Here is a 24352-nt window from a genome sequence, read left to right as displayed (position 1 = left end):
CAGGGGAGATACTGCTATGACGATCCTCACCGAAACCGCAGACGGCCCGGTCATCCTGACCCCCGACCAGGTCGAAGAGCTCGGCAAGGCGCTCGACGACCTGCGGGCCCGCGTCGTCGCCGACCTCGGCGAACGCGACCGCGAATACATCTACAAGATCATCAAGACCCAGCGTGGTCTCGAGGTGGCAGGCCGCGGTCTGATGTACCTCGGCTTCCTCCCGCCGTTCTGGCTGGCCGGCGTTGCCGCGCTCGGCGCGTCGAAGATTCTCGACAACATGGAAATCGGCCACAACGTGATGCACGGCCAGTACGACTGGATGCGTGAGCGCGGCGTGAACTCCCGCGAATTCGACTGGGACACCGTGTGCCCGGCCGATCAGTGGAAGCACTCGCACAACTACATGCACCACACCTACACCAACATCCACGACATGGACCGCGACATCGGGTACGGCATCCTGCGTATCGACGAGGGCCAGAAGTGGAACCCCTACTACCTGGGCAACCCCGTCTACGCCTTCCTGCTGATGGTGCTGTTCGAGTGGGGCGTGATGGTGCACGACCTCGAGGCCGACAACATCATCAAGGGCAAGCGCAAGTGGTCGGACCTGAAGCCGCTGCTCAAGGGGCAGTTCAAGAAGGCGGGCAGGCAGGTCCTCAAGGACTACGTGGTGTTCCCGGCGCTGACCGGCCCGCTGTTCCTGCACACTTTGGCGGGCAACGCGGCCGCGAACCTGGTGCGCAACCTGTGGACCTTCTCCATCATCTTCTGCGGTCACTTCCCGGCGGGCGTGCAGACGTTCACCAAGGAGGAGACCGCGGAGGAGACCCGTGGTGAGTGGTACGTGCGCCAGATGCTCGGCTCGGCCAACATCAACGGCTCGCGACTGTTCCACATCATGTCGGGCAACCTCTCGCACCAGATCGAGCATCACCTGTTCCCGGATATCCCGGCCAACCGGTACCCGGAAATGGCGCCCGAGGTGAAGGCGCTGTGCGAGAAGTACGGCCTGCCCTACAACACCGGCCGTTTCTCCAAGCAGATCGGTTCGGTGTGGGTCAAGATCTTCCAGCTCGCGCTGCCCGACAACATCATCAAGAGGGCGCCCAAGCCCGGTGTTATCGTTATGCGTAATCGGAAGGCAACCGAAGTGGGCGTGTAATGGTCGGCAAATTCGAAACCAACAAGGATCTCGTCCAGGAATTGACGACCTCCGGCGCGCAGCGGGTGGGCAATATCGCCGCGCTGATCACCGGAACCGTCGCGGGAGTAGCTCGGGAGATCGGTGAGTTCATCACCGACGCGATCGAGATGAAGGAAGCGGCCGCCGCGGCTCGCCGTGACGCGGCCGCGGCCGAACCGGCCTACGACGCCACCGACGACGAGGTGCGGGCGCCCGAGCAGCCCGTCACCGAGGCCGAGATCGTCGACGAGACCGGGGTGGTCTCGCCGAAGCCGGTTCCCGAACAGCACTGATCACCACACCGGCAACCGGCGCCGGTGCTCGATCACATCGGTGATGAGATCGCGGTAGCCGTCGGCCAGTTCGGCCAGCCGGGACCAGTGCAGATGGGTTCGACCCTCCGGATCGCCGTCCAGCGCATGCTGGGCGGCGATCCATTTTCGTGCCATCCGATCGATCACCGCGCCGAGGGTCTCGGTGTGCAGCGAGGCGCCCGCGCGATGGGCCAGGTTGGTGGCCACCCAGTTGTCGATGAGCGCCATCTGGGTGGTGCGTTCGCGGTCTATCTCGTCGATCAGACGCAGGATCCGCGCGCTCGAGACGGCCGGGTCGCGGGCCTCCTCGATCACCGCGCGCCTGCGTGCGTGGCATTCGGCGAGGGCGGCGGCCGCGTCGAGTACCCGGTGATGGGGACGGTTCCGATCGATCGGCCGGACGAATGCCCGTAACAAGGCCGACGGTGACGGTGGTTGTGTCAGGTGGCCGGAGTCGATCGGCATGGTGCACGCCCCTGAAAAAGCTCGCGAGGGTGGATACGCCGGGGCCGGGGAATCGCCGGGACGCGCCCCGGCACCGGCGTAGCCCCGCCCAGACGCCGACGTATTCCGCGACGCTGCGGTGAGGATGACGGCCCGGGAAATATCGGGACCCTTTCAGGAAAGCGCGATCCGGGATCGACGCGCAATAGTATGGTGTACAAAACTCCGGGTCGGCAGAAATTGTTATGTGCCGATGACGGGCGAGTCACCGGGCGGTGACGGGGAAAACCACTGCGGCACATTCACGGCAATCTCACCGACGACAAGACCCGCGTATGCACTAGCCTCGGTAGATGTGCCGGCTTACGTGTCCTCGCCCGAGCTGACCTTCGGCTTTCTCTTCGCGCTGGAAGACCCGCAGCGAATCGCCGATGTGGTCCGCGACCTGATGGAACGCCGTGCGGTGTCGGTGTTCCGGCTCGCCCGGCTGTCCGACGACGAAGGGCCACCGCAGCGCTATGTGGTGAACTGGGCCGCCATCCCGCAGATCGCCATCACCACCAGCGCCCCCGATGCCGACGAGTTGCGCGCGCAGCGGATCATGCTGGTCAACGCCTTCATCGGCGAGGGCGGCGAGGTGAGTATGTACTCCGGTAACCCGAACGCTTGAAATCAGCGCGCGGACTCGTAGATTCGGCGCACCACGTCTTCGATGCCCGGTTCCTCGATGGACAGATCGCGCACCTTCGCCCGATCCGAGACCGCCGCGAGCAACGCCGCGGCGGTGGTGTGTTCGGCGTCGAAGGCCAGGCGCTGACGCATGCCGCCCGCCGCGCTCGACAGCAGTTGCGCACCGCACGGCAGATCGTCGAGATCCGGTGTCGGCTCGGCCAGGTCGACGACGAGTACCCGGCGCGCGCCGACGGTGGCACCGAGGCCGGTGAGCGAACCGTCGTAGACGAGGGTGCCGTGATCCACTACGAGCACCCGTTCGCAGAGTCGTTCGATATCGCCCATGTCGTGGGTGGTGAGGAGCAAAGTGGTTCCGCGTTCCATGCGCTCGGCGCGCAGGAACTCGCGTAATCGCTGCTTGGACAACACGTCGAGACCGATCGTCGGCTCGTCGAGAATCACCAGCTCCGGCGAATGCAGCAGGGCGGCGGCCACCTCGGCGCGCATCCGCTGACCGAGCGAGAGCTGACGCACCGGCGTGTCGAGGGTGTCGGCCATCTCCAGTTGCTCGACGAGCTCGTGTGTCCGTTTGCCCGCGACCTCCGGATCGAGCCGGTGGATCGCGGCGAGGATCGAAAACGACTCGTGCAGCGGCAGATCCCACCACAGCTGTGACCGCTGCCCGAACACCACACCGATGCGCGAGGCCAGTTCCCGCCGCTGGCGCACGGGTTCGAGACCGCACGTGCGGACCGTGCCCCTGGTAGGGACGAGGATGCCGGTGAGCATCTTGATCGTGGTCGACTTGCCCGCGCCGTTGGCGCCGATATAGCCCACGGCCGAGCCGCGTTCGACCCGAAAACTCATCCGGTCGACGGCGGTGATGATGTCGCGATGTCTGCGCCAGCGGCTGCCGTTCTTGCGGTACACGCTGAATTGCCGGGTGAGGTCGTCGATGTCGATGATCGGATCCGATGTGGCGTTGTCGTCCATCGTTATCCGCCTCCTCCCTGATAGTGCCTCGTCCCGACCCGCCATGCCGCCGCCGCGAGCAACCACACCCAGGCGGCGGCCAGCGGGGTCAGCCACGCCGACCACGCGGGCAGCAGCGGCGGACCCTGCAGTCCGAGCAGCGCGATGGTCGGCACGTACGCCGTGAACGCGACCGGAATCGCGAACCCGAACAACAGTTTCAGCGGTGTCGGGAACACCGAGGCCGGCTGCATCGCGGCGAACGAGCCGCCGTAGGTGAAGCTGTTGGTGAGCTCGGCACCGTCTATCAAGAAGAACTGTAGCCCCGCCGCACATACGAAAAGGCCACAGAACAGCGCGATTCCACTCAGCAGGGTGATCACGATCAAGGTAACCGGGACGATGCCCCAGTCGATTTCGTTGCGCCACAGCCCGATGCCGAGGACGACAACCGCGACGGCGGCACGGGCGATCCGGCGCAGCGAGATGTCGCTGGTGATCAACTGGAGCAGCAGTGGTTGCGGGCGAAGGTGATACGCGTCGAGGGTGCCCATGCGGATCATCGCCGGGAGCGAGTCGAGGTGGCCGACCAGCACCTGGGCGAGTGCGAAAGCGGTGTTGGACAGGCCGAACAGCAACAGTGCCGCGTCGACGTCGAGCCCGCCGAGGGTACCGACGTTGTGGAAGATCACCCACACCTCGGCGAACTCCACCAGGCCGATCAGGAACGCGCTGAACACCTCGATGGCGAAGGAAACCCGGTAGACCCGCTGTGCTTTGACACGCGAACGCAATACTGCGAGGTAGGGGGTGAACCAGGTCCCGGACACAATGCGTGCGGTCTCCGGTTCAGCCACCCTGTACCTCCAACCTGCGTTGTCCCGCTCGCAACAACACCCTGCCGAGCAGTCCGATCGCCAGTACCCAGAAACCTTGTCCCGCAACGACTGACAAGGCTTCCATTCCGACGACCCGCCCTGACAGCGTATCGATCGGGGACTGAAGGATGGAGGGAAACGGGGTAGCGTGTGCCACCACGCGCAACCACTCGGGAAACATATGGACCGGGACGAAAAGGCCCGCGAGGAACGTGCCGACGATCTGGTACAGCATGCGGATGCCGCGGATCTCCACCACCCAGAAACCGCACAGCGCGACCGCGAACAGGCACAGGAACGACAACGCGACCGCGAGCACCACGCTCAGCAGGCCGAGTAGATAGGCCGGTAGCGAGTCCGGCATCGACAGCCCGAACAGCGTCGCGCCGATCACGATGCTCGGCACGCCGCGTGGGATGAAGGTGCACGCCGCGCGGCCCATGTCGGCGGCGAGGTAGCCGAGTTGCACGTCGACCGGGCGCAGGAAATCGATGGCGACGTCACCGGTCTTGATGCGCTCGACCAGATCGATCGGCGGGCCCATGAACTGCGTCGCCCCGAGCAGGGCCTGCGACAACCACACGTACGCGGCGATGGTCGCCTCGTCGTACCCGCCGAAATCCCCGGCCGATCGCACGGCCGCGACCATCACCGCGGCACGGACGAACCCGAAGACGCAGTTGGTGAACAGCCCGGCGAACATCGCCAGCTTGTACTGCGCCTGTCTCTTGAAACCCGCCCGCACCAGGGTCCAATACACCCCGGCGGTACCTGGTGCGCGCCGTCGGCACCTGCGTCGGCGCACCGCGAGAACAATCCCCGCGTCCCCCTCCGCATTGCCCCGCACAATCAGTCAACTCTAGGCGGCCGACCCTGGATCAGGACGAAAACGGCGTTGTTCGCCGATCGTTGTCAGTCCTTGGGGAACCCCGTCGCGAACAGGATCGCGATGGCGACCGAGCTGACCACAGAGATGGCGAGAATGATCCACATGAGGGGCAAGATTACCTGTCGCCCACTCTTGACACGGCATCGGTCCGGCTCATCGGGAGCACTCGTGCCGGACCGTCAGTGTGCGGTGGCACTCCGTGTCAGGAGTTCATCGGTGTCGACAGTGGTGTCGGCGAGAAAGTCGGCGATCGCTGCCCAGCTGGTGGTGCGGGCATCGGGGCCGGCGATGATGCCGAGGTGGCTGCCGTCGACTTCGACGAAGGTGACGGGGGCTCCGGTGAGGACATCGATTCCGGCGGCTACCGACGCGGCGGAGGCGAGGGTGTCGCGGTTTCCGCCGATCAGCAGGACCGGGACGGTGATCGCGGCCAGGTCGACGGCGTGTTGGGCGTTGAGATGCACTGTGCCGGTCCACATTTCGTTGCGGATGATCAGCTGGCGGTACACCTGTGCGTAGAAGCGCGCCGGGTAGCCCGGCATCGTGTCCATGAATCGGTCGACGGCCTGCATTCTGGCCAGCGATTCGGGGTCGTTGGCGTGGCGCGCGATGTAGAGCGGTTTGGTCAGCTCGCGGTCGAGCGATTGGGCGCGGAAACCGATCCGCACGGCCTGTTTCGGGATGCCGCCCAGTAGGCGCACCGGCGTGGTGACGATCTTGGTCGGGGCGAGGCGGCCGAGCGATCTGGCCAGCGACATCGGCCCGTTGCGTCGTTGGTCGAACGGGGTACCGACCGCCGTCACCGACGCGACGGGGAGTTCGGGGTCGGCCGCGGTGGTCAACAGGCTGATGGTGCCGCCGAACGACCAGCCGATCACCTCGACCGGGGCGTAGGCGTGCTCGGCGCTGACCCGGCGGATCGCGTCGGGCACGATGTCGTCGACCCACTCCTCGAACCCGAGATCACGGTCGGCGTAGGTGATCTCGCCGTAATCGATGACGTACACCGCACGGCCGAGGCCGAGGAGGAACTCGACCAGGCTCTGGTCGGGCCGCAGGTCGTAGCACGAGATCGTGACCGCCAGCGGCGGGACGAGCAGGATCGGATTGCCGACGGCCGGTGTGGTGCGGCGATAGCACCGCAGCCGCCGATGGGGGTGGCTGTACACGTCGACCGACGGTGTCGGGGTGTAGGGCTCTATTCCCTCCCGGAACAAGGCGCCGATGTTGCGCACCGCGGTGCCCCATCCGACCATCGTCTTCCTCCATCACTGTGCATGCGCTGACCTGGACATCGTGTCTCACTTACACGACAAGTCGCAACTTCACCAGATTCTAATATCTGCGTGACCGGCGATTTTCCGCACGTCAAGGTATTGACTGGGACACGATGTCCAATATACCTTCCTGGTACACGTAGTCCCACGTACTTGGGATACGCGACACACAGGAGTGCGTACATGACACAGAAGGTGTTCGTCGTCGGCGTCGGCATGACGAAGTTCGAGAAGCCGGGCGCGCTGGAGTGGGATTACCCGGACATGGCCCGGGAAGCGGGCACCAAGGCGCTCACCGATGCCGGAATCGACTACAACCAGGTCCAGCAGGCCTATGTCGGTTACGTCTACGGCGAGTCGACCGCCGGACAGCGCGCTGTCTACGAGCTCGGCATGACCGGCATCCCGGTGGTCAACGTCAACAACAACTGTTCCACCGGCTCGACCGCGCTCTACCTCGCCGCCCAGGCGATCCGCGGCGGCCTGGCCGACTGCACCCTGGCGCTGGGCTTCGAGAAGATGCAGAAGGGTTCGCTCGGCTCCACCTACGACGACCGCGAACAGCCGATGATGCGGCACCTGCTGGCGCTGGCCGAACTGCAGGAGTTCGCCATGCCGCCCGCGCCGTACATGTTCGGCGCCGCGGGCAAAGAGCACATGGAGCGCTACGGCACCACCGCCGAGCAGTTCGCCAAGATCGGCGTGAAGAACCACCGCCACTCGGTGAACAACCCGTACGCGCAGTTCCAGAAGGAATACAGCCTGGAAGAGGTGCTGGCCGCCAAGCAGATCTACGGCCCGCTCACCAAGCTGCAGTGCTCACCGACCTCCGACGGTTCGGGCGCGGTGATCCTGGCGAGCGAGTCGTTCGTCGACAAGCACAACCTCGCCGACCAGGCGATCGAGATGGTCGGGCAGTCGATGGTCACCGACCTCGAGACCACCTTCTCCACCAAGAGCGCGATCAACCTGGTGGGCGCCGACATGTCGCGTACCGCCGCGGAAGCGGTCTACGCCCAGGCCGGGATCGGGCCCGAGGACGTCGACGTGATCGAGCTGCACGACTGCTTCTCCACCAACGAACTGCTCACCTACGAGGCGCTGGGCCTCTGCGCGGCCGGTGAGGGTGGACGCCTCGTCGACGACAACGCCACCACCTACGGCGGCAAGTGGGTCGTCAACCCCTCCGGTGGCCTCATCTCGAAGGGGCACCCGCTCGGTGCGACCGGTCTCGCCCAGTGCAGCGAGCTCACCTGGCAGCTGCGCGGCACCGCCGACGCCCGTCAGGTCGACGGCGCGCGTATCGCCCTGCAACACAACATCGGACTCGGTGGTGCGGTCGTGGTGACCGCCTACCGCCCGGCCAACCGCTGATTTCCACCAATCTCACCGAGGAGTATCCCCATGGCATCTGTGTCCGTCTCCACCGAACTGCCCATCACCCCCGAAGCCGCCTGGGCGAAGCTGAGTGATCTCGCGACGTGGGAGGAGTGGCTGACCATCCACCAGGGCTGGCGTTCGGACCTGCCCGCCGAGCTGACCGTCGGATCGCGGTTCATCGAGGTCGTCTCGGTGATGAACATGGCCAACAAGATCGAATGGACCGTGGCCGAGGTCGACCCGCAGAAGTACCTGAAGATCACCGGCACCGGCATGGCGGGTGTCTCCGTGGAATTCGTGCTGAAGGTCGAACCGACCGCCACCGGTTCCTCGGCCGCCTTCGACGCCTCCTTCAAGGGGACCATGATCGTCGGCCCGATCGGCAAGGCCGTCGCCAAGAACGCCGAGGCGGATCTGAAGGAGTCGATGGCCAAGTTCACCGAGCTCGTCGGGTCCGCGGCGTGAGCAGCGCCGACGCGACCACGGCCGGAGTCGTCTTCGACGGCTCCGGCCTGGGGGAATGGACCGACGAGGAGCGTTTCTCGGTCACCGCCGAGCGGATCGCCGAATACGCTGCCGCCACCAACGACCCGATCGCGGCCCACCGCAACGGTGAAGTCGCACCGCCGGTGTTCGCGGTGGTGCCGGTGTTCACCTCGATGGCGCCCGCGGCGCTGTCCGTGGCCCCGGTGGAATTGCTGATGAAGCTGGTGCACGGGGAGCAGGACTTCCTGTTCCACCGCCCGATCCGGCCGGGCGACGAACTGGTCGTGCGCGCCAAGCCGATCGGGTACGTCGGCAAGCCCAACGGGTCGACCGTCGTCGTCTACGCCGAAACCCGCGACGCGGCGGGCGAACTCGTCAACGAGCAGTGGATGACCGCGTTCTTCCGCAAGGTCGACGCGGGCCCCGGCGAAGGCGAGGCCGCACCGGAGCACCGCATCACCGACGCCGACCGCGCGGGCGAGCCGGCCGCACAGGTCACCGCGCAGATCGACAAGGATCAGACCTTCCGGTACTCGCCGGCCTCCGGCGATCCGATGCCGATCCACCTCGACGACGAGATCGCCCGGATGGCCGGGCTGCCCGGCATCATCAACCACGGTCTGTGCACCATGGCCTTCACCTCCTGGGCGGCGCTGACCGAACTCGCCGACAGCGAGACAGCCCGCCTGCGCCGACTGGCCGTGCGCTTCGCGAAGCCTGTCCTGCCGGGCCAGGAGATCACCACCACCTTCTGGCCGACCGGGTCCGCCGACTCCGGCGTGCGCGCCTACGCCTTCGAGACCGAAGCCGCGGGCCAGATCACCATCACCGACGGCCGCGTCGAATTCAATTAGGAGACAAGACTTATGGGAAAGCTTGACGGTCGCGTCGCGGTGATCACCGGTGCCGGTCGCGGTATCGGTCGCGAACACGCGCTGCTGTTCGCCCGCGAGGGCGCCAAGGTCGTGGTCAACGATCTCGGCGGCGCCAACGACGGCACCGGCACCGATGCCGGGCCCGCCCAGCAGGTGGTCGACGAGATCGTCGCCGCGGGCGGGCAGGCCGTGGCCAACACCGACAACATCGCCACCTGGGAAGGTGCGAAAGCGCTTGTCGACCAGGCGATCAGCGAGTACGGCTCGCTCGACGTGCTGGTGAACAACGCGGGCATCCTGCGCGACGCGTTCATCGCGAGCATGGAGGAATCCCAGTGGGACGCGGTCATCGCCGTGCACCTCAAGGGCCACGCCGCCACCCTGCACCACGCCGCCGCGTACTGGAAGGCGCAGACCAAGGCCGGTAACCCGGTCTCGGCGTCGGTGATCAACACCGCCTCGGCCTCGGGCACCTTCATGCCCAACGCGGGCCAGGGCAACTACGGCGCCGCCAAGGCGGGTATCGCCGCGCTGACCCTGGTCGCCGCCGACGAGCTCGAGCGCTACGGCGTGCGGGTGAACGCGATCGCCCCGATCGCCCGCACCCGGCTCACCCTGGCCACCCCCGGCATGGGCGCCCTGTTCGCCGCCGAGGTACCCGAGGGCGAGTTCGACCCGTTCTCCCCGGCCAACATCTCCCCGCTGGTCGCGCACCTGGCCGAGGCCGACTGCCCGCTCACCGGCAAGGTTTTCGCGGTGCAGGGCGGCGCCATCATCGAACTCGGCGGCTGGCACGACGTGCGAACCGTCGAGACCGACGGCCCGTGGACCATCGACGGTGTCGCCGCACAGCTGAAGGAGACCAGCTAGTCATGGCGCGCAACAGCTATGAGCTCGGCGTCGGCGTCAGCGAGGACCACCTGGCTCTCGCCGACGCGGTGAGCGGATTCGCCGAGCGCACCATCACCAGCGAAACCGTCCGTGCGGCAGTCGAATCCACCGATGCGGGCAAGCTGCCCTACTGGGACTCCCTCGTCGCGCAGGACCTGCTGAGCCTGCACATCGCCGAGGACCTCGGTGGACAGGGCGCGGGCCTGCTGACGCTGGCTGTCGCCCTCGAGCCGCTCGGCCGCGGCCTGCACACCGGACGGTTCGTGCCGACGGCACTGGCGAGCGCGGTGCTCGCGCAGGACAGGGGAGCGTGGGCGCGTGCCCAGCTGCCCGGTCTCGCCGACGGCTCGCGGACCGGTGCGGTGGCGCTGTCGTCGTCGCTGACGGGTGTGCTGCGCGACGGCGTGCTGATCGTCGACGGCACGGCCGACGGTGTCCTCGGGGCGTTGTCAGCGGATGTGCTCATCGCGCCGGTCACCGTCGACGGTGACCGGCAGTGGGTCGCGTTCGACAATGTCGAGCTGAGCGTGAGCACGCAGGACAACGTCGACGTGCTGCGCGGTGCCGGGCGGTTGCAGGCGGACGCCGTCGAGGTGCCCGCCGAGCGGGTGCTCACGGTGACCTCGACCCGGGTGCGCTCGGTGGCGGCGGTCGTGCTCGGCGCCGAGGCCGTCGGCGTGATGTCGTGGTGTGTCTCGACCGCGGCGGAGTACGCCAAGACCCGCGTGCAGTTCGGTCGTCCGATCGGGCAGTTCCAAGGCGTGAAGCATAAGTGCGCGCACATGGGCATCGCGCTCGAGAAGGCGCGCGCCGTGCTGTGGGACGCCGCCTATGCGCTGGATCGCGACGACGACACCGCCGACTACGCGGCCGCGATCGCCGCGCTGATCATTCCCGACGCCGCCGTCGAGGTGGCCCAGGACTGCATCCAGGTGCACGGCGGCATCGGCTTCACCTGGGAACACGACGCGCACCTGTACTACCGGCGCGCGCTCGCGTTGCGTGGTCAGCTGGGCGGGCGCGACGAACGGGCCGAGGCTGTCGCCGGGTACGCGCTGTCGGGGGTCACGCTCTCCAACGAACTCGAATTGCCCGAGGAAGCCGAGCAGATCCGGGCGGGTATCCGGGCCGAGCTGGCCGAGATCGCGGCGATCGAGGACGAGGACGACCAGCTCGTCGCCCTCGGTGACGGCGGCTGGAACCTGCCGCACCTGCCCCGCCCGTACGGCCGTTCGGCCTCGCCGCTCGAGCAGGTGGTGATCTCCCAGGAGATCAAGGCCTCCGGTATCGCGATGCCGCAGTTGCTGATGGGCACCTGGGCGGTCGGCGCCATCGTCCCGCACGGTGACGAACGGCAGAAGCGCGAACTGGTCGTGCCGACGCTGCGCGGTGAGTTCGTGTGGTGCCAGTTGTTCAGCGAACCGGGTGCCGGGTCCGACCTGGCGAGCCTGACCACGAAGGCTGTCAAGGTCGACGGTGGTTGGCGCGTCACCGGCCAGAAGATCTGGACCACCGTCGCGCAGTTCGCGCAATGGGCGATGCTGATCGCGCGCACCAGCCCCGACAAGCCGAAGCACGAGGGCATCACCTATTTCGTGCTCGACATGTCGAGCCCGGGTATCACGGTGCGTCCGCTGCGGGAGATGACCGGGTCGGCGCTGTTCAACGAGGTGTTCCTCGACGACGTGTTCATCCCCGACGAGAACGTGGTCGGCGCGGTCGACGACGGCTGGCACGTGGCCCGCACGACCCTGGCGGGCGAGCGGGTGGCACTGAGCCAGAAGATGGAGGCCTACGCCACCGACACCGACCTGCTGCGGTTCGCGATCGGCCGCGAGCTGTCGCCGGTGGCCCGCTACCGGGTCGGCGAGCTGATGGCCGAGAGCCGGGCGGTGGACGTGATCGGTTCCCGGGTGGTGCTCAAGCAGCTGTCCGGCATCGATGTCTCCACCACCTCGAGCGTCGGCAAGCTGCTCGGTATGGGTCTGGGACAGGCGATCTCGGAGTTCATCGTCGCCGAACTCGGTGTCGCCGGTGTCGTCTCGGTGCCGGGCGAGCGTAGCGATCACGCGATGGAACAGCTCATCGCCGGTCGCGCCACCACCATCTACGGTGGCACGACCGAGGTGCAGCTCAATGTCATCGGCGAGCGCATGCTCGGGCTGCCGCGCGACGCGGCGCCGAGCGCGTAACCATGCCGATCGGTCTGCTGTCCGGCTGTCATCACGTGACGGCCGGGCAGCACCCGCGCCGCATCGATGCCCTGTTCGCGGGCAAATCCACGTCCGACCTCGCGGTGTAGGGTCCGACTGTGCCGAATCTGGAATCCGCCGCGCCAGCTACCTCGTCCGATGGTCGATCGCAGCGGTGGGACGGGCACAAGGCCGAACGGCGCGACCAGATCCTGGCCGCCGCCGTCGTCGCCATCCGCGAGGACGGCGCGCGGGTCGGCGTCAAGGACATCGCCGCACGCGCAGGCGTCCCCCGCTCGGTGGTCTACCGGCTCTTCGGCGACCGCGACGACCTCGACGAACAGGTCCGCACCCGGATCATCTCCGAGCTGATGACCCGGCTGACCCCGGTGCTCAGCCCGGAGGGCACCGTCGGCGACGCGGTCACCAGGGCGGTCGAAACCTACATCGGCTGGATCGTCACCAATCCGCACCTGCATCGATTCCTGGCCGCCGGGTCGAAACGGGTCGTCGGCAGCTCCCCGTCGGTCTCCGACGCCCGCACGGCCGTCGCGGTGCAGACCGCACGCCTCTTCGCGATCAGCATCGCCTGCCACGGCGGGACCACCGAGGTCGCCGAGCCCTTGGCCTTCGGTCTCGTCGGCATGGTCGACAACTCGGTCAACCGCTGGCTCAGCCGCGGCATGCAACCACTCACCGCCGACGAACTGTCACGCGTCCTGCAACGCTGGATCGTCAACACGATCGCCGTCACCATGGCCGACATCGGCGTAGCCGTAGACGCCCAAACCCCGGTCGCCGACCTCTTCGGGCCCGACAAAATCTAGTTTGTCCGGGGGCCAGTCATACGTGGTGACGTTCGATGTCCGGTACCGGAAAGTCCGGGGCCGAACGGATCGGGTCGATCCCGTGAGCGAGCCGATGCTCGCGGCGTGCGGTCAGGTAGCGGTCACCGAGGACACAGAACACGACGATCAGCAGCAGTACCCAGCTGAAGGTCGCCCGCGAGTACTCGAGATTGCGTCCGAAGGCGGGCCATCGGAACAGCAACCAGGTTTCGTAGCTGGTGAAGCCGAAGACGGCGAGCCAGGCGACCCAGTTCCGCAGCACGGAGTTGGCGAGGACGACGGTGAACAGGAACGGGAACAAGAACATCGAATAGTACTGTTGGCCGAGCGAACTCAGCGAGTACTCGGCGGTGAGCAGAACACCGGAAGCCGTGGTGACGAAGAACAGTTCCTGGTTTCTGTAGTAGCGCCACAACAGCCACAGACTGATCGCGACCAGGACCGCGAGCAGCCCACGGGTGAGCAGTACCGCGGTCGGCGGCAGGCCGTAATAGGCGCCGAAGCCGGAGATCGAGGAGTTGTAGTAGTCGCGAACCTGCAGGCTGTAGGGGAGGTTGTGCACGAAGTAGCGGCCGGGGTCGGCGGCGAGTGGCCACGCGATCGCGGTGGTGAGCAGCGGCATCGCCACGGCGATCAGGACGGTCGACCACTGGCGGCGCACGGCGGGGAGGAGCAGCAGTGGTACGAGGATCGGTTTGATCGCGATCGTCACGCCCAGAACTAGACCGGCGGCGATGTTTCGACGCCGTAGGAGCAGAACCAGGAACACGACTTCGGCGAGGAAGAACAGTCCGTTCACGTTACCGAACGTGAGGGTGTTGACGAGCGCCTCGGACAGAAACAGCGCGAAGTAGGCGACCGGCGCCATCGGTGAGCGCCAGCTGTAACCGAACATCCGCAACAGCAGATGGATCGCCGCGATCGCGGCGAACAGGTTGAGGAACAGGAACACGGTTCGGCCGGTCGGCTCGTCGAGCAATCCGATCGGCGTCAACAGCAGGGTGCCACCGGGCGGATACAGGTAGTGCGGGTCCACCGACGACAGGTTCGCCGTGTAGACGGGTTCGCCGCGCAGGAACGCGGCGACCGCCGTGTAGACCGGTTTGAAATCATTGGTGTGATGGCCCGGTAGCGCCTTGGTGAAGACCATGTCCGCCGCCGTGACGAGAGCCAGCGGCCACATCACCGACTTGACGACCTGGCCCGCGCTGCGCTCGGCCTTGTCGAACAGGTTGCGCGCCATCAGCCGAGATGCCTGGTGAGCTGCGGGATGGCGGTGACGACGTGCTGGGCCCAGATCGGTTCATCGATCCAGTGGAACGCCCACTGTCCCTTCGACGGGTGCAGCTTTCCGAGTATCAGGCCGGTGTGGGATCGGGCGCTGGCCAGCTCGATGCGGGCCAGTTCGGTGCCCGCGAGAGTGTCGACCACCCGGCAGAAGCCGCTGCCGATCCGGTGAAATCCTCGATCGGCGTGGCAGGTCGCGATGAACATGATCGTGGTGATCATCGGGTTGAGCCGGGCCAGGTCGACAACGAGGGTTTCATCGTCGCCTGTCACGTCGTTGCCGAGGTGCCGGATCGCTCCGTCGCGTGAGGTCGTCTGTTCGTTGAAGGCGATGTCGACGAGCCGGTGCCCGACATAGGACAGCGCCGCGGCGTCGATGTCGTCGGGGGACGAGTCGGGTGCACTGGTCGTGTCCCTGCCCAATCCGATGGTGATGTGGCGCAACGGCCCTCGCAGGGCGTGGGTGAGCGCTCCGGTCATACGATGCTCCTCGGCGAGCGGTCGACGGGCGGTAACGGGCGGGCCGGACTATGTGTCGGTGGTCGGAGGGCGTTGGTAGACGTCGGGCACACCGTCGCCGTCTTCGTCACGTGACTCCGCCTCGGCGAGCGTGCGATACACCCGGTTTCGCGCGCGCAGCACGATGGTGGCGAGGACGGCGGCGGTGACCGTGCCGAACAGCACGCCGATGCGGACGTGATCACCACGCAGATGGTCACCCGCGAACGCGAGTTCGCCGACGAGGAGCGAGACCGTGAATCCGATGCCGCCCAGCAGTGCGACGCCGGCGACATCTATCCAGGACAGTTCGGAATCGAGTTCGGCGCGGGTGAGTTTCGCCGTGAGGTACGTCGTGGCCGTGATTCCGATGAGCTTGCCCGCCACCAGGCCGACGGCGATTCCGATGGTCACCGGATCGCCGAGGGAATCGGTGAGCCCACTCAGCCCGCCGACGGTGACGCCGGCGGCGAAGAACGCGAACACCGGAACGGCGAATCCGGCGGACAGCGGCCGGATGCGATGTTCGAATCGTTCGGCGGGCCCGTGTTCGTCGGGAGCGCCGGATCTGGCAAGGACCGGAACGGTGAAACCGAGCAGCACGCCGGCGACCGTGGCGTGAACACCGGACAGATGCACCAGCCACCATGCGAGCACCGCGAGCGGGACCAGGAGCAATGGCGAGCTGATGCGCCGTTGCACGGCCAGCGCGAACAATGCGATCGGCACGAGAGCGAGCATCAGGTACGGCAGCTCCAGCTCGCTGGTGTAGAAGATCGCGATGACGGTGACGGCGAGCAGGTCGTCGACCACGGCGAGCGTGAGCAGGAAGGTGCGTAGCGCGGCGGGCAGGTGGGTGGTTATCACCGCGAGTACGGCGAGAGCGAAGGCGATGTCGGTCGCGGTCGGGATGGCCCAGCCGTCGAGTGCTCCTGCCGCGCCGCCCCGGTTGATCAGGACATAGATGATCGCGGGGACGGCCATGCCACCGACGGCGGCGACTACCGGAAGTGCCGCCCGGCGGGGGTCACGCAGGTCGCCCGCGACGAACTCGCGTTTGAGTTCGAGGCCGACGACGAAGAAGAAGATGGCCAGCAGCCCGTCGGCGGCCCATTCACTCAGCGAGAGGTCGAGGTGCAGCGCCGACGGGCCGATGTGGAAGTCACGCAGCGCGGCGTAGGCATCGGCCAAGGGCGTGTTGGCCCAGATGAGCGCGATGACGGCGGCGACCATCAGCAACACGCCGCCGACCGTCTCGCTGCGCAGTACCGAGGCGATCCGGCGTGACTCCGGCCAGCTGCCGCGAGACAGGACGGTACGTCGTGTCGACGGACTCATCGGTCGCCTACCGGAAACCCGTGGCCGATGACCTGTGCGGAAGTGTCGTGCGTGGTGCGCAGTCGTAGCAAGACCATTACCCGTCGCCGATCGAACCCGACTCGACGGAGCTCGAGCCGGGTTGCCGACCAGACTTCCCGGCGCACCTACCCGTAAAGATGCCGCAAGAGCCGCTGCCACCGCAAACCGGGGCATACCGGCGAGACGCACGACAGCCGCCCCGGCAGGGGTCGCGAATGTCCGCCATCACCGAGCGAGCCGGATCGAGCGAAGGCGATCACGATCGGTGCCAGGCTCGGGGGGCTGCGTGGTTGCCCGTCGGCTGGCTGTCCGCGATTCCCCGGATGGCGGTTTCCACGGCGCCGAGGCGGTCGGCCAACAGGCCGAGGCCACCGACAGCCCGTACGAGGGCGTCGTCGTCGCTGCCACCGAGTGCCAGCTCGCGCACGTAGGCGGACTTGACCTGCTCCCAGCGAACGGCTTGCTCGGGTGTGACGCGACCGCGGAGTTCGGCCAGTTTGAGCAGATTGGCCTCCGCACCCGCGGCGAGGGTTTGGGCCTCGCCGCGGTAGTGGTCGTCGATCAGGGTCTCGAGTTCTTCGTCGTTCATCACCGACACGATGCGGCTGGTGAGTCCGTTCATATCGCGGTAGGAGCCCTGCAGCTGGAACGGCGGCTCGGTGCGGGCGGTGTCGGTGGTGGCGGCCGAGGCGATGTAGGCCCGGTTGACGGCCAGGACGACCGCACGCACGTGCAGCACTTTGCGCAGCACCGAACGGATGTCGGCCAGTTCGGCGGGCGAGTATGGGTGGGTGAGCTGGTCGGTCCGCGCGGTGTCGTCACCGGAGGCCAGACGCAGGAGCAGTTCGAGATCGGTGCGTCCGCGCGCGGCCAGCGGCGCGAGGACGGGATTGGTCGTGAGCGCGTTCTCGACGTAGCTGAGCGCGAACAGGTCGTCGCGGCCCGACAGCACCTCGCCGAGGTTCCAGACATCGGCACGGTTGGCGAGCATGTCCGGAACGCGGAAGCGTTTGCCCTGTTCGGTGTAGGGGTTACCGGCCATGCAGACCGCGAACCGTTTGCCGCGCAGATCGTAGGTGCGTGCCTCCCCGTTCCACACGCCTTCCATGCGCCGTTGGGCATCGCAGAGGGAAATGAACTTCTGCAGGAGTTCGGGCGAGGTGTGCTGGATATCGTCCAGGTAGAGCAGCACGTTGTTGCCGAGTTCGAGGGCGAAGTCGATCTTCTCGACCTCGCGCCGGGCGGTGGCGTTCGGGGCGGCCGCAGGATCGAGCGATCGCACCGCATGACCCAGGGCCGGCCCGTCGACCTTGACGAAGATCAGGCCGAGTCGTGCGGCGACGTACTCCATGAGCGTGGTCTTGCCGTAGCCGGGCGGCGAGATGAGCAGCAGCAGTCCGGACTGGACCGCGCCACCCGCCTCGGCCGGGGTGCCGAGCTGGCGGGCCAGGTTGTCGCCGATCAGCGGCAGATAGACCTCGTCGAGCAAACGGTTGCGCACGAACCCGCTCAGCACGGCCGGTTTGTAGTCGTCGAGGCGCAACCGCTGTCGCTGGGCGGCGAGCAGCGCGTCGCGTCGTCGTAGGTGCTCGCGGAAGGCGGGAACCGTCTCGATGCGGAAACGGTGTGCCCGCGCGGTCAGTTCGGCGAGCCGCACCGGTAGTGATCCGCCGGTGAGGGTGGGGTGTTCGCCCAGCAGTCCGTCGACGCTGGTGGTCAGTTCGGCTTCGTGGTCGTAGCGGTGCATGTCGTCGCCCCCGAGCTCGATCGCGACAGCTTCGTCCAGATACTCGAACAGCTCTGTGTCGCCGCGACTTTCGGCGAACGCCCGCAGCCAGGTGCGGACGAGGTGGTATCTGCGCGGCAGGTCGTCGTCGAAGGACGCGATATCGCGACGTAGGTCCGCGTAGGCACTGGGATCGGCGGCATCGAGATGCTTCCGGAATCGGGCACAGAAATGTCGCGCGGGAGCGGCGGTGACGAAGCCGGCGGGGGTCTGGGCGATTTCCTGGAACAGGTAGCCGGCCGCCAGCGACGGGTCGACGTCGACCAGTGCGAGTCGCTCCACGAATTCGCCGACGGCACAGGTCAATTCCTCGATCGTGTCCGCTCGTGCGCGCGGGTCCGCGAAATACTCGGCGGCGCGTGCAGTCGAGCGGATGCGAGTTGTCCAGCCCGCGTGCGCCTGCGGATCGTGTGGCTGCCAGTCGGGTCCGCCGAACTGCCACCACAACTGCGCCGCGGCCCGGTCGACCGGCCGGTAATGCAACAGACCCGCGCCCGCACGCATCCGCAGCAACGCATCCAGGATCAGTGTGGCGTCGTGATCGTGCACACCGAGCTGGTAGCCCTCGTCATAGCGTTGCCGCGCCACCGCACGCACGAGCGCGTCGAGGGTGCCCCCCGCCGCCGCGTCGTGTAGCCGCTCGAGCCCGGCCGGCGCTCCCTCCACGTCGGCCAGGATCGAGGTCGCGAGGAACTCGCCCCGATACATCTGTGCGTTCTCCGACACCAGCAGCTGTGACCACAGACCCGCGGCGTCCGGCCCGAATTCACCCGCGGACAGCGGCTCCCGGTAGTCGGTGCCGTTGACGGCGAAGACCAGCGAGTCACCGTGCGGGACCAGCGCGAGCTCGGGTTCGGCGGTGGTGACCGCGAACCGATGCCTGCCGAGGCGGATCGTCCGACCGCCGTCGGAGTAGAGGTCGTGCCGGTCGCGCAGCACCCGACCGGCTTCCTGTCGCGCCGTCTTGATCCGGCCGTCGAGTTCTTCCGCGGCGACCACCTCACCGGCGGCGCGCAAGTCGCTGGTCGCCGTGCGCAGTCGCAGCACCATCGGATCGGCGGCGAAATAGCCGTTGACCTCGTCCGCTGAGGACAGAGTCCGGCTGCGTCGTTCGATGGTCGACAGCATCCGCCGCGCGGAGTCGAGGAGTCGACGGGCGCGCTGCGCTCGGTCGTCGAGAAGGTGCTGTTTGCGGGCGGCGAAGGCTTCGTAGATGTCCTCACGGCTGCTCGCGATCCATTCGGCGAAATCGTCGATCGCTCCGAAGCGCGTTTCCAGTCCTTCGATCCGCGACAGCAGCGTCGACACCTGGTGGTCGCAGGCCTCCGGACTGTCGGTCGCGGCGAGCGCGCCGCTGACCGCCTGTCCGAGTAGCGCGTACTCGGCGGCGAACTCGGCGCGTCCCTCGGACGCGGCCAGCTCCGAGCGTCGCGCCGTCACGGTGGCGCGGGCCCGGTTGGCCGAGGCCAGCGTCGTGGCGACGCGCTCGAGAATGCCGGTCCGCAGGGTCGCGTCACCGATCTCGAGGCCGGTGACGACCTCGATGACGGTCTGCAGGCCATCGGTCTGCTCGGCCAGCCACTCCTGGATCGGGGCGGCTTCGGCCACGGTGCCGATCTCGGCGGCCTGCTGGGTGACCTGCGCGATGGAGGTCACGTAATCATCGAAAGCATCAGCGGTGCTGAGGAATTCGACACAACGAAGACTGGCGTCGTCGAGCGCGGCCGCGACCGTCGCGGCCAGCTCGTCGACACGGTCGGGGTCCACGTAGCGCAACTCGCGCAATGTCTCGACCTGTCCCGCCGCGCGACGCAGGGCCGTGAGCTCCTCGACCCAGCCCCGCGCGGAGCTGTGCCCACCGCCGGTGCGGACCAGGGTGGCGACCTGTTCGCCCGCCTCGTGCACCGCCGCCGCGGCCTGTGCGGTCCTGGCTTCGACCTTCGCGAATTCCTCGACGACCTGGTCGGCGGTGGCCCGGACGGCGGACAGCGACTCGGCCAGCCCGCCGAACTCCGGATCGGTGAGCCAATGGTGGTGGTCCGCGGTGCGGACGCAGGCGGCGATGACGGCCTCGAACACGTCGGTCGTCGCCGCCATGTCGGCGACCATCCTGGTCACCGACAGACAGTCCGAGATACCGCGGACCAGTTCGGCGTTCCCGATCCGCGACAACGCCGTGTCGCCGGTCGGTGCGCGGGTGGCGTGGGTGTCCGCGACGAACGGTGTCTGCCAGATCTGCATCGTGTGCACGCGCGTCGGTTCTTCCGAGATCGCCCGGAAGACCACCATGGTGCCGTCGTCGAACAGAGAGTATCCGTGGCAGGTGATCGGTGTGGTGACCTGTTTGCGGATCAGGTTGTAGGGCAGCAGGAGTGAGCGACCCTCCGAGCGTGCGTGGAAGACGTAGAGCACATCCTCACCGTTGGCGGCGCGGACGGTGCGTTCGTATTCGAGGTCGGTGACGGCGGTGTCGAAGACCTTGTGGACGCCGGTTTCCAGGTAGTAGCCGCCGGGGAAGACGATGCCCTGGTCCTCGGGCAGTAGGCGACACGACAAACCGATACCGTCGAGGCGCACTACGGTACGGGTGCGCGTATTGAAAACCAGGTGACGCCACACTGTTTCGTTGTAGGGCCGGATGCGAAGCAGGATCAGCGCACCGACCTCGGCGTAGTGCACGTCGGCGTCGGCGAGGCTCTGCAGGGGCTCGTCGACCGGCTCGGAGTAGATCCCGGTGCCGATCTCGGTGTTGTTCTCCACCTTGACGGTGAGTGTGCCGCCGAGCGTCTCGACGAACACCTTGCCGAGGACGGACAGGTGCGGGTGACGACCGGGCACCTGATCGTCGCGGGTTGTCTCGACCCAGGTGAACTCGTGCGGGGGCGGGAACACATGGTCGCGCTCGCCGCGATTGTCGAGATAACCGACTTCGCCGGTAGCCGCGACGCGCCAACGCAGCACCTTGATGTCGTCGGTGCGCTGCCCGGTCTGGAAGACCGCGAGTATCCGCCCGTCGATCCGGCGCAATTGCAGCAGCCGGGTCTGGGTGTAGTACCGGTACAGTTCGGCGAAGTCGCGCTGAAACCGTGGGTCGTCGAGCAAGCCCGTCGATTCGGCTGTGCTGAAAGCGAATTCGGTACCGCCGTGGTGGAAGCGGTGCGCGGCGAAGACGTCGTCGACTTCGGTCTGTGGCTTCAGTCCGAGGAAGACGTTGTAGCCGAACAGCATTCGGCCATCGCCCACGGCGACGATGTCGCGGGGAACGCAGTTGTGTTCGGTGCGGATGTGTTCGGTACCGGTCAGAGCCAGCTCGATGCCGCCGAAGTTCTCGATCCTGCGGTTGTTGAGTTCTTCACAGCGTGCGGCCAATTCGGCCGCCTGCTCGCGCAGTCGGGTACGCAGCACCTCGTAGGTGCCGCCGTCGAGGGCGGCACCCGTGGCCGGGACCGTGGTATCGGTCCCGACCGTGGTATCCCGGTGCCGCGTCTGCGGCGCGCTCACTTGTCCAGCAGGAGGTCGAGAGCGGCGGCGTCCTTGTCCGGTTCGGAACCGTTGCGCGCGAGCAGCGACCCGACTACGGCCGAGGCCGCGGCACCGGTGTCGGAGTGCAGCAACCGGTCCATGCCCTTGCCGAGCCCGATCGACCCGACGAGGCGGTCGAGGAACATCGACTCCCCACCGACGATATCGATCTTGGCGTTCTGCAAACCGGTGGACAGCACATCGGCCTGTGCCTGTGCCACGTCCCGATGCGCCTGCACGGTCGCCAGCTCCACTTCCTTCTGCAGTTCGAGCCGCAACCGGAACTCTTCGTGCTCGCGGGTCGCGTCGTCGAGAACCGCCATCGCGGCGGCCTTCTCGTGCAGGCCCTCCGCTTCGCCCTTGAGCTTGTCGCGCAGGCCCTCGGCTTCCACGGTGTTGCGTTCCCGCAGCACGGCGGCCTCGGCGCGGCCGACCTTCTCGATGGCGTCCGCTTCGCGTTCCCGGACGAGTGCCTGACCCAAGCCGGGTGCCGCGGCTTCGGCCTGTGTCGCTTCGGCGAGCCGGATTTTTGCCTTGGCCTGCAGTTCCGCCGCCGCGACCTCGGCTTCGGCCAGCGTCATCGACTCCTTGGCCCGGAACTTCGCCGCGGCTTCGGCGGCTTCGGCGGCCTTGATGTCCTTGACCAGATGCTCCTGCGCCTCGGCCTCGGCGCGAATGATGATCGACTGCCGTTCCCGTTCCGCGGCTTCCACCGCACGCAGCCCCTTGATCTTCTCTTCCTGCTCGGCGACGGTCCGGTCGACCGCGACGCGCTCGCGCACCACCTCGGCGACAGTGCGCCGCTCGGTCTCGAGCTCCCGCTCGTTGGCGATCTGAGCCAGCGAGACCGCCCGGTCGCGGTCGGCCACCTCCAGCTGGCGGTCCTTCTCGATGCGCTCGGACTCGATCGCGATCACCCGTTCCCGGTTCTTCTCCGCGACCGCGATCTCACGATCCTTGTTCTGGGCCTGGATCCCGAGCGCCTCGTCGGTACGCATCGCCGCGGCATGCGCCTTGAGCCGCTCCTCGGCCTGCACCCGCAGAATTTCGGCTTCCTCACGCGCCCTGAGTGTTTCGACCTCACGTCGCTGCTTGTTCTCGGCATCAGCCTGCTGCCGCTCGAGCTCGAGCACGGCTTCCCGCGCTTCCACGTTCTGGCGGGTGATCTCCTTCTCCTCGTGCCTGCGGAACTCGTTGGTGCGCACATGCTCGATCGCGGTGAGCTCGGTGATCTTGCGGATGCCCTGAGCGTCGAGAATGTTCTGGCTGTCGAGCTGGATCAGCGGTGTCTGCTCGAGGTAGTCGATCGCGGCGTCCTCGAGGCTGTACCCGTTGAGATCGGTGCCGATCACGGCCATGATCCGGTCGCGGAACTCGTTGCGCTGGGTGTAGAGGTCGGTGAAGTCCAGGTGTTTACCGACGGTCTTGAGCGCCTCGGAGAACTTGGCGCTGAACAATTCCTGCAGCGTCGCCTGGTCACTGGCCCGCGCCGTGCCGATGGCTTGGGCGACCTTGATGACATCCTCGACTGTCTTGTTGACCCGCACGAAGAATGTGATGCGGATGTCGGCGCGAATATTGTCCCGGCAGATCAGCCCGTCCCGGCCCACCCGCGCGATTTCGATGGTCTTCACCGAGATATCCATGATCTCGGCCTTGTGCAGTACCGGCAGGACGACCGCACCCGTGAAGGTGACATCGACCTTGCGCATCTTCGAGATGATCAGCGCCCGACCCTGACTCACCTTCTTGAACAACCGGCTCACCAGGAACAACACGGCGAGCGCGACGAGCAGCAGGACGGCGATCAGCACGCCGAATCCGATAGCGATGGTAGACATCAGTTCCCCTCCAGTGCGGCCACCCAGAACGTGTCTGTGGCCGGGTCGTATTCGAAGACGACAGCGGAATCCCCCTGGGACAGGGGAGCGGTCCGCGCATGCACAGCGCTCTGGCGGACCTGGATGATCGCCGACGAACCGTCGGCGGATGTGAGTTCGGCCTGACCGAAGCCGGTATCGACGTGACCGGTGCGCACCACGCAGACCCGGCCGATGAAGTCCTGCCGGGTCGGCTGCGCGCTGTCGCGTAAGAAGCGCCGCAACGGAATCACCACGAGCCGGGTGCCCGCGATCGCGGTGACGACCGCGACGATCAGCACCGGGAACCCGGCGAGCACCGCGGCCATCCCGGACAGGCCCACCGCTCCGACCCCGACCATCGCGACGAGGCTGGTGAACCACGACAGCGTCACCAGACCGGTCACTGCGACCGTTACCGGAACCCCTCCCAACCCGAGCGGGTCCAAACCCGTTGTCGCAAAAGAGGACTCGGATCCGTCGAGGAGTTCGGTCTCGGTGCCGCCGACGAGCACGAGCAGCCAGAAGGCGACGACGACGAGCAGCGCGAACGTGAACAGCGCAGTCGGAAAGGTCAGGATCGCGGTGAAGAACTCACCCACGCGGCGGCGAGGTCGTCATGGGCATTTCCGCCACATGAGAGTCGCCGTATCGATGAAAAACAGACCAGACGGTGTGCACGGAATTCTCCCCACGTCGAACGAATCCCGAATTCGCATGAATTCGGAATGCCGACC

At 66.9% G+C, this 24352-nt stretch carries 20 protein-coding genes; 9 read left to right on the top strand and 11 right to left on the bottom strand.

The window, feature by feature from the left end; genetic code table 11:
- The first annotated feature begins 16 nt into the window (after positions 1 to 16).
- The gene (locus tag NCO8_RS24590) at positions 17 to 1165 is read left to right on the top strand and encodes a fatty acid desaturase family protein (RefSeq protein WP_067642458.1); all 1149 of its coding nucleotides are present in this window, start codon (positions 17 to 19) and stop codon (positions 1163 to 1165) included.
- Positions 1165 to 1479, top strand: a complete 315-nt coding sequence (locus NCO8_RS24585; RefSeq protein ID WP_067642456.1) for a hypothetical protein — start codon at positions 1165 to 1167, stop codon at positions 1477 to 1479. The genes NCO8_RS24590 and NCO8_RS24585 overlap by 1 nt, the downstream gene beginning before the upstream one ends.
- On the opposite strand, the gene NCO8_RS24580 is transcribed toward NCO8_RS24585, so the two are convergent.
- The gene (locus NCO8_RS24580; protein ID WP_084457441.1) at positions 1480 to 1965 is read right to left on the bottom strand and encodes a DUF4254 domain-containing protein; all 486 of its coding nucleotides are present in this window, start codon (positions 1963 to 1965) and stop codon (positions 1480 to 1482) included.
- Positions 1966 to 2299: 334 nt separating this feature from the next.
- Between NCO8_RS24580 and NCO8_RS24575 the strand changes: the two genes are divergently transcribed.
- On the top strand, positions 2300 to 2614 hold the full coding sequence (locus NCO8_RS24575) for a hypothetical protein (RefSeq protein WP_067642455.1): 315 nt from the start codon (positions 2300 to 2302) through the stop codon (positions 2612 to 2614).
- Positions 2615 to 2616: 2 nt separating this feature from the next.
- Here NCO8_RS24575 and NCO8_RS24570 read toward each other — a convergent pair whose 3' ends face one another.
- The 4 genes from NCO8_RS24570 to NCO8_RS24555 all read right to left on the bottom strand — a co-directional run bounded on the left by NCO8_RS24570 (position 2617) and on the right by NCO8_RS24555 (position 6611).
- Positions 2617 to 3609, bottom strand: coding sequence for an ABC transporter ATP-binding protein (locus tag NCO8_RS24570; protein ID WP_067642453.1), 993 nt, complete (start codon positions 3607 to 3609; stop codon positions 2617 to 2619).
- A 2-nt stretch (positions 3610 to 3611) separates the two neighbouring features.
- Positions 3612 to 4445 carry an ABC transporter permease gene (locus NCO8_RS24565; protein WP_067486112.1) on the bottom strand — a complete coding sequence of 278 codons (834 nt, stop codon included), beginning with the start codon at positions 4443 to 4445 and terminating at the stop codon, positions 3612 to 3614.
- Complete coding sequence (locus NCO8_RS24560; RefSeq protein WP_084457440.1) at positions 4438 to 5226, bottom strand: ABC transporter permease; 789 nt, start codon at positions 5224 to 5226, stop codon at positions 4438 to 4440. Before NCO8_RS24560 ends, NCO8_RS24565 begins: the two co-directional genes overlap by 8 nt.
- Positions 5227 to 5534: 308 nt before the next feature.
- Positions 5535 to 6611: a serine aminopeptidase domain-containing protein gene (locus NCO8_RS24555; RefSeq protein ID WP_067642451.1), complete on the bottom strand. Its 1077-nt coding sequence runs from the start codon at positions 6609 to 6611 to the stop codon at positions 5535 to 5537.
- A 204-nt stretch (positions 6612 to 6815) separates the two neighbouring features.
- Here NCO8_RS24555 and NCO8_RS24550 point away from each other — a divergent pair, with 204 nt between their 5' ends.
- From NCO8_RS24550 to NCO8_RS24525, 6 genes are all read left to right on the top strand, one after another.
- The gene (locus NCO8_RS24550; RefSeq protein WP_067642448.1) at positions 6816 to 8006 is read left to right on the top strand and encodes a lipid-transfer protein; all 1191 of its coding nucleotides are present in this window, start codon (positions 6816 to 6818) and stop codon (positions 8004 to 8006) included.
- Between the two features lie 30 nt (positions 8007 to 8036).
- The gene (locus NCO8_RS24545) at positions 8037 to 8477 is read left to right on the top strand and encodes a type II toxin-antitoxin system Rv0910 family toxin (RefSeq protein ID WP_067486118.1); all 441 of its coding nucleotides are present in this window, start codon (positions 8037 to 8039) and stop codon (positions 8475 to 8477) included.
- Positions 8474 to 9352, top strand: a complete 879-nt coding sequence (locus NCO8_RS24540) for a MaoC/PaaZ C-terminal domain-containing protein (RefSeq protein WP_067642446.1) — start codon at positions 8474 to 8476, stop codon at positions 9350 to 9352. The genes NCO8_RS24545 and NCO8_RS24540 overlap by 4 nt, the downstream gene beginning before the upstream one ends.
- A gap of 12 nt (positions 9353 to 9364) precedes the next feature.
- Complete coding sequence (locus NCO8_RS24535) at positions 9365 to 10243, top strand: SDR family oxidoreductase (RefSeq protein WP_067642445.1); 879 nt, start codon at positions 9365 to 9367, stop codon at positions 10241 to 10243.
- A 2-nt stretch (positions 10244 to 10245) separates the two neighbouring features.
- Positions 10246 to 12456, top strand: coding sequence for an acyl-CoA dehydrogenase family protein (locus NCO8_RS24530; protein ID WP_067642444.1), 2211 nt, complete (start codon positions 10246 to 10248; stop codon positions 12454 to 12456).
- Between the two features lie 119 nt (positions 12457 to 12575).
- Entirely contained in the window at positions 12576 to 13283 is a 708-nt protein-coding gene (locus tag NCO8_RS24525) for a TetR/AcrR family transcriptional regulator (protein WP_245655481.1), read from the top strand.
- A gap of 16 nt (positions 13284 to 13299) precedes the next feature.
- Here the strand turns inward: NCO8_RS24525 and NCO8_RS24520 are convergent, their stop codons facing one another.
- From NCO8_RS24520 to NCO8_RS24495, 6 genes are all read right to left on the bottom strand, one after another.
- Positions 13300 to 14547, bottom strand: coding sequence for a glycosyltransferase family 87 protein (locus tag NCO8_RS24520; protein ID WP_067642443.1), 1248 nt, complete (start codon positions 14545 to 14547; stop codon positions 13300 to 13302).
- The gene (locus NCO8_RS24515) at positions 14547 to 15071 is read right to left on the bottom strand and encodes a TerD family protein (RefSeq protein WP_067642442.1); all 525 of its coding nucleotides are present in this window, start codon (positions 15069 to 15071) and stop codon (positions 14547 to 14549) included. Before NCO8_RS24515 ends, NCO8_RS24520 begins: the two co-directional genes overlap by 1 nt.
- Before the next feature lie 48 nt (positions 15072 to 15119).
- Positions 15120 to 16427 carry a Na+/H+ antiporter NhaA gene (gene nhaA, locus NCO8_RS24510; RefSeq protein WP_067642441.1) on the bottom strand — a complete coding sequence of 436 codons (1308 nt, stop codon included), beginning with the start codon at positions 16425 to 16427 and terminating at the stop codon, positions 15120 to 15122.
- Positions 16428 to 16704: 277 nt separating this feature from the next.
- The gene (locus NCO8_RS24505) at positions 16705 to 21735 is read right to left on the bottom strand and encodes a DNA repair ATPase (protein WP_067642440.1); all 5031 of its coding nucleotides are present in this window, start codon (positions 21733 to 21735) and stop codon (positions 16705 to 16707) included.
- Positions 21732 to 23597, bottom strand: coding sequence for an SPFH domain-containing protein (locus NCO8_RS24500; protein WP_084457439.1), 1866 nt, complete (start codon positions 23595 to 23597; stop codon positions 21732 to 21734). Before NCO8_RS24500 ends, NCO8_RS24505 begins: the two co-directional genes overlap by 4 nt.
- A complete protein-coding gene (locus tag NCO8_RS24495; RefSeq protein ID WP_067642439.1) occupies positions 23597 to 24217 on the bottom strand; it encodes a hypothetical protein in 621 nt (206 codons plus the stop codon). Before NCO8_RS24495 ends, NCO8_RS24500 begins: the two co-directional genes overlap by 1 nt.
- Positions 24218 to 24352: the final 135 nt, after the last annotated feature.

Source organism: Nocardia coubleae NBRC 108252, assembly GCF_001612805.1.
Classification (GTDB): domain Bacteria; phylum Actinomycetota; class Actinomycetes; order Mycobacteriales; family Mycobacteriaceae; genus Nocardia; species Nocardia coubleae.
Note: the sequence above shows the minus strand (reverse complement) of the source record. Positions and strands in the feature narration are given on the sequence as shown.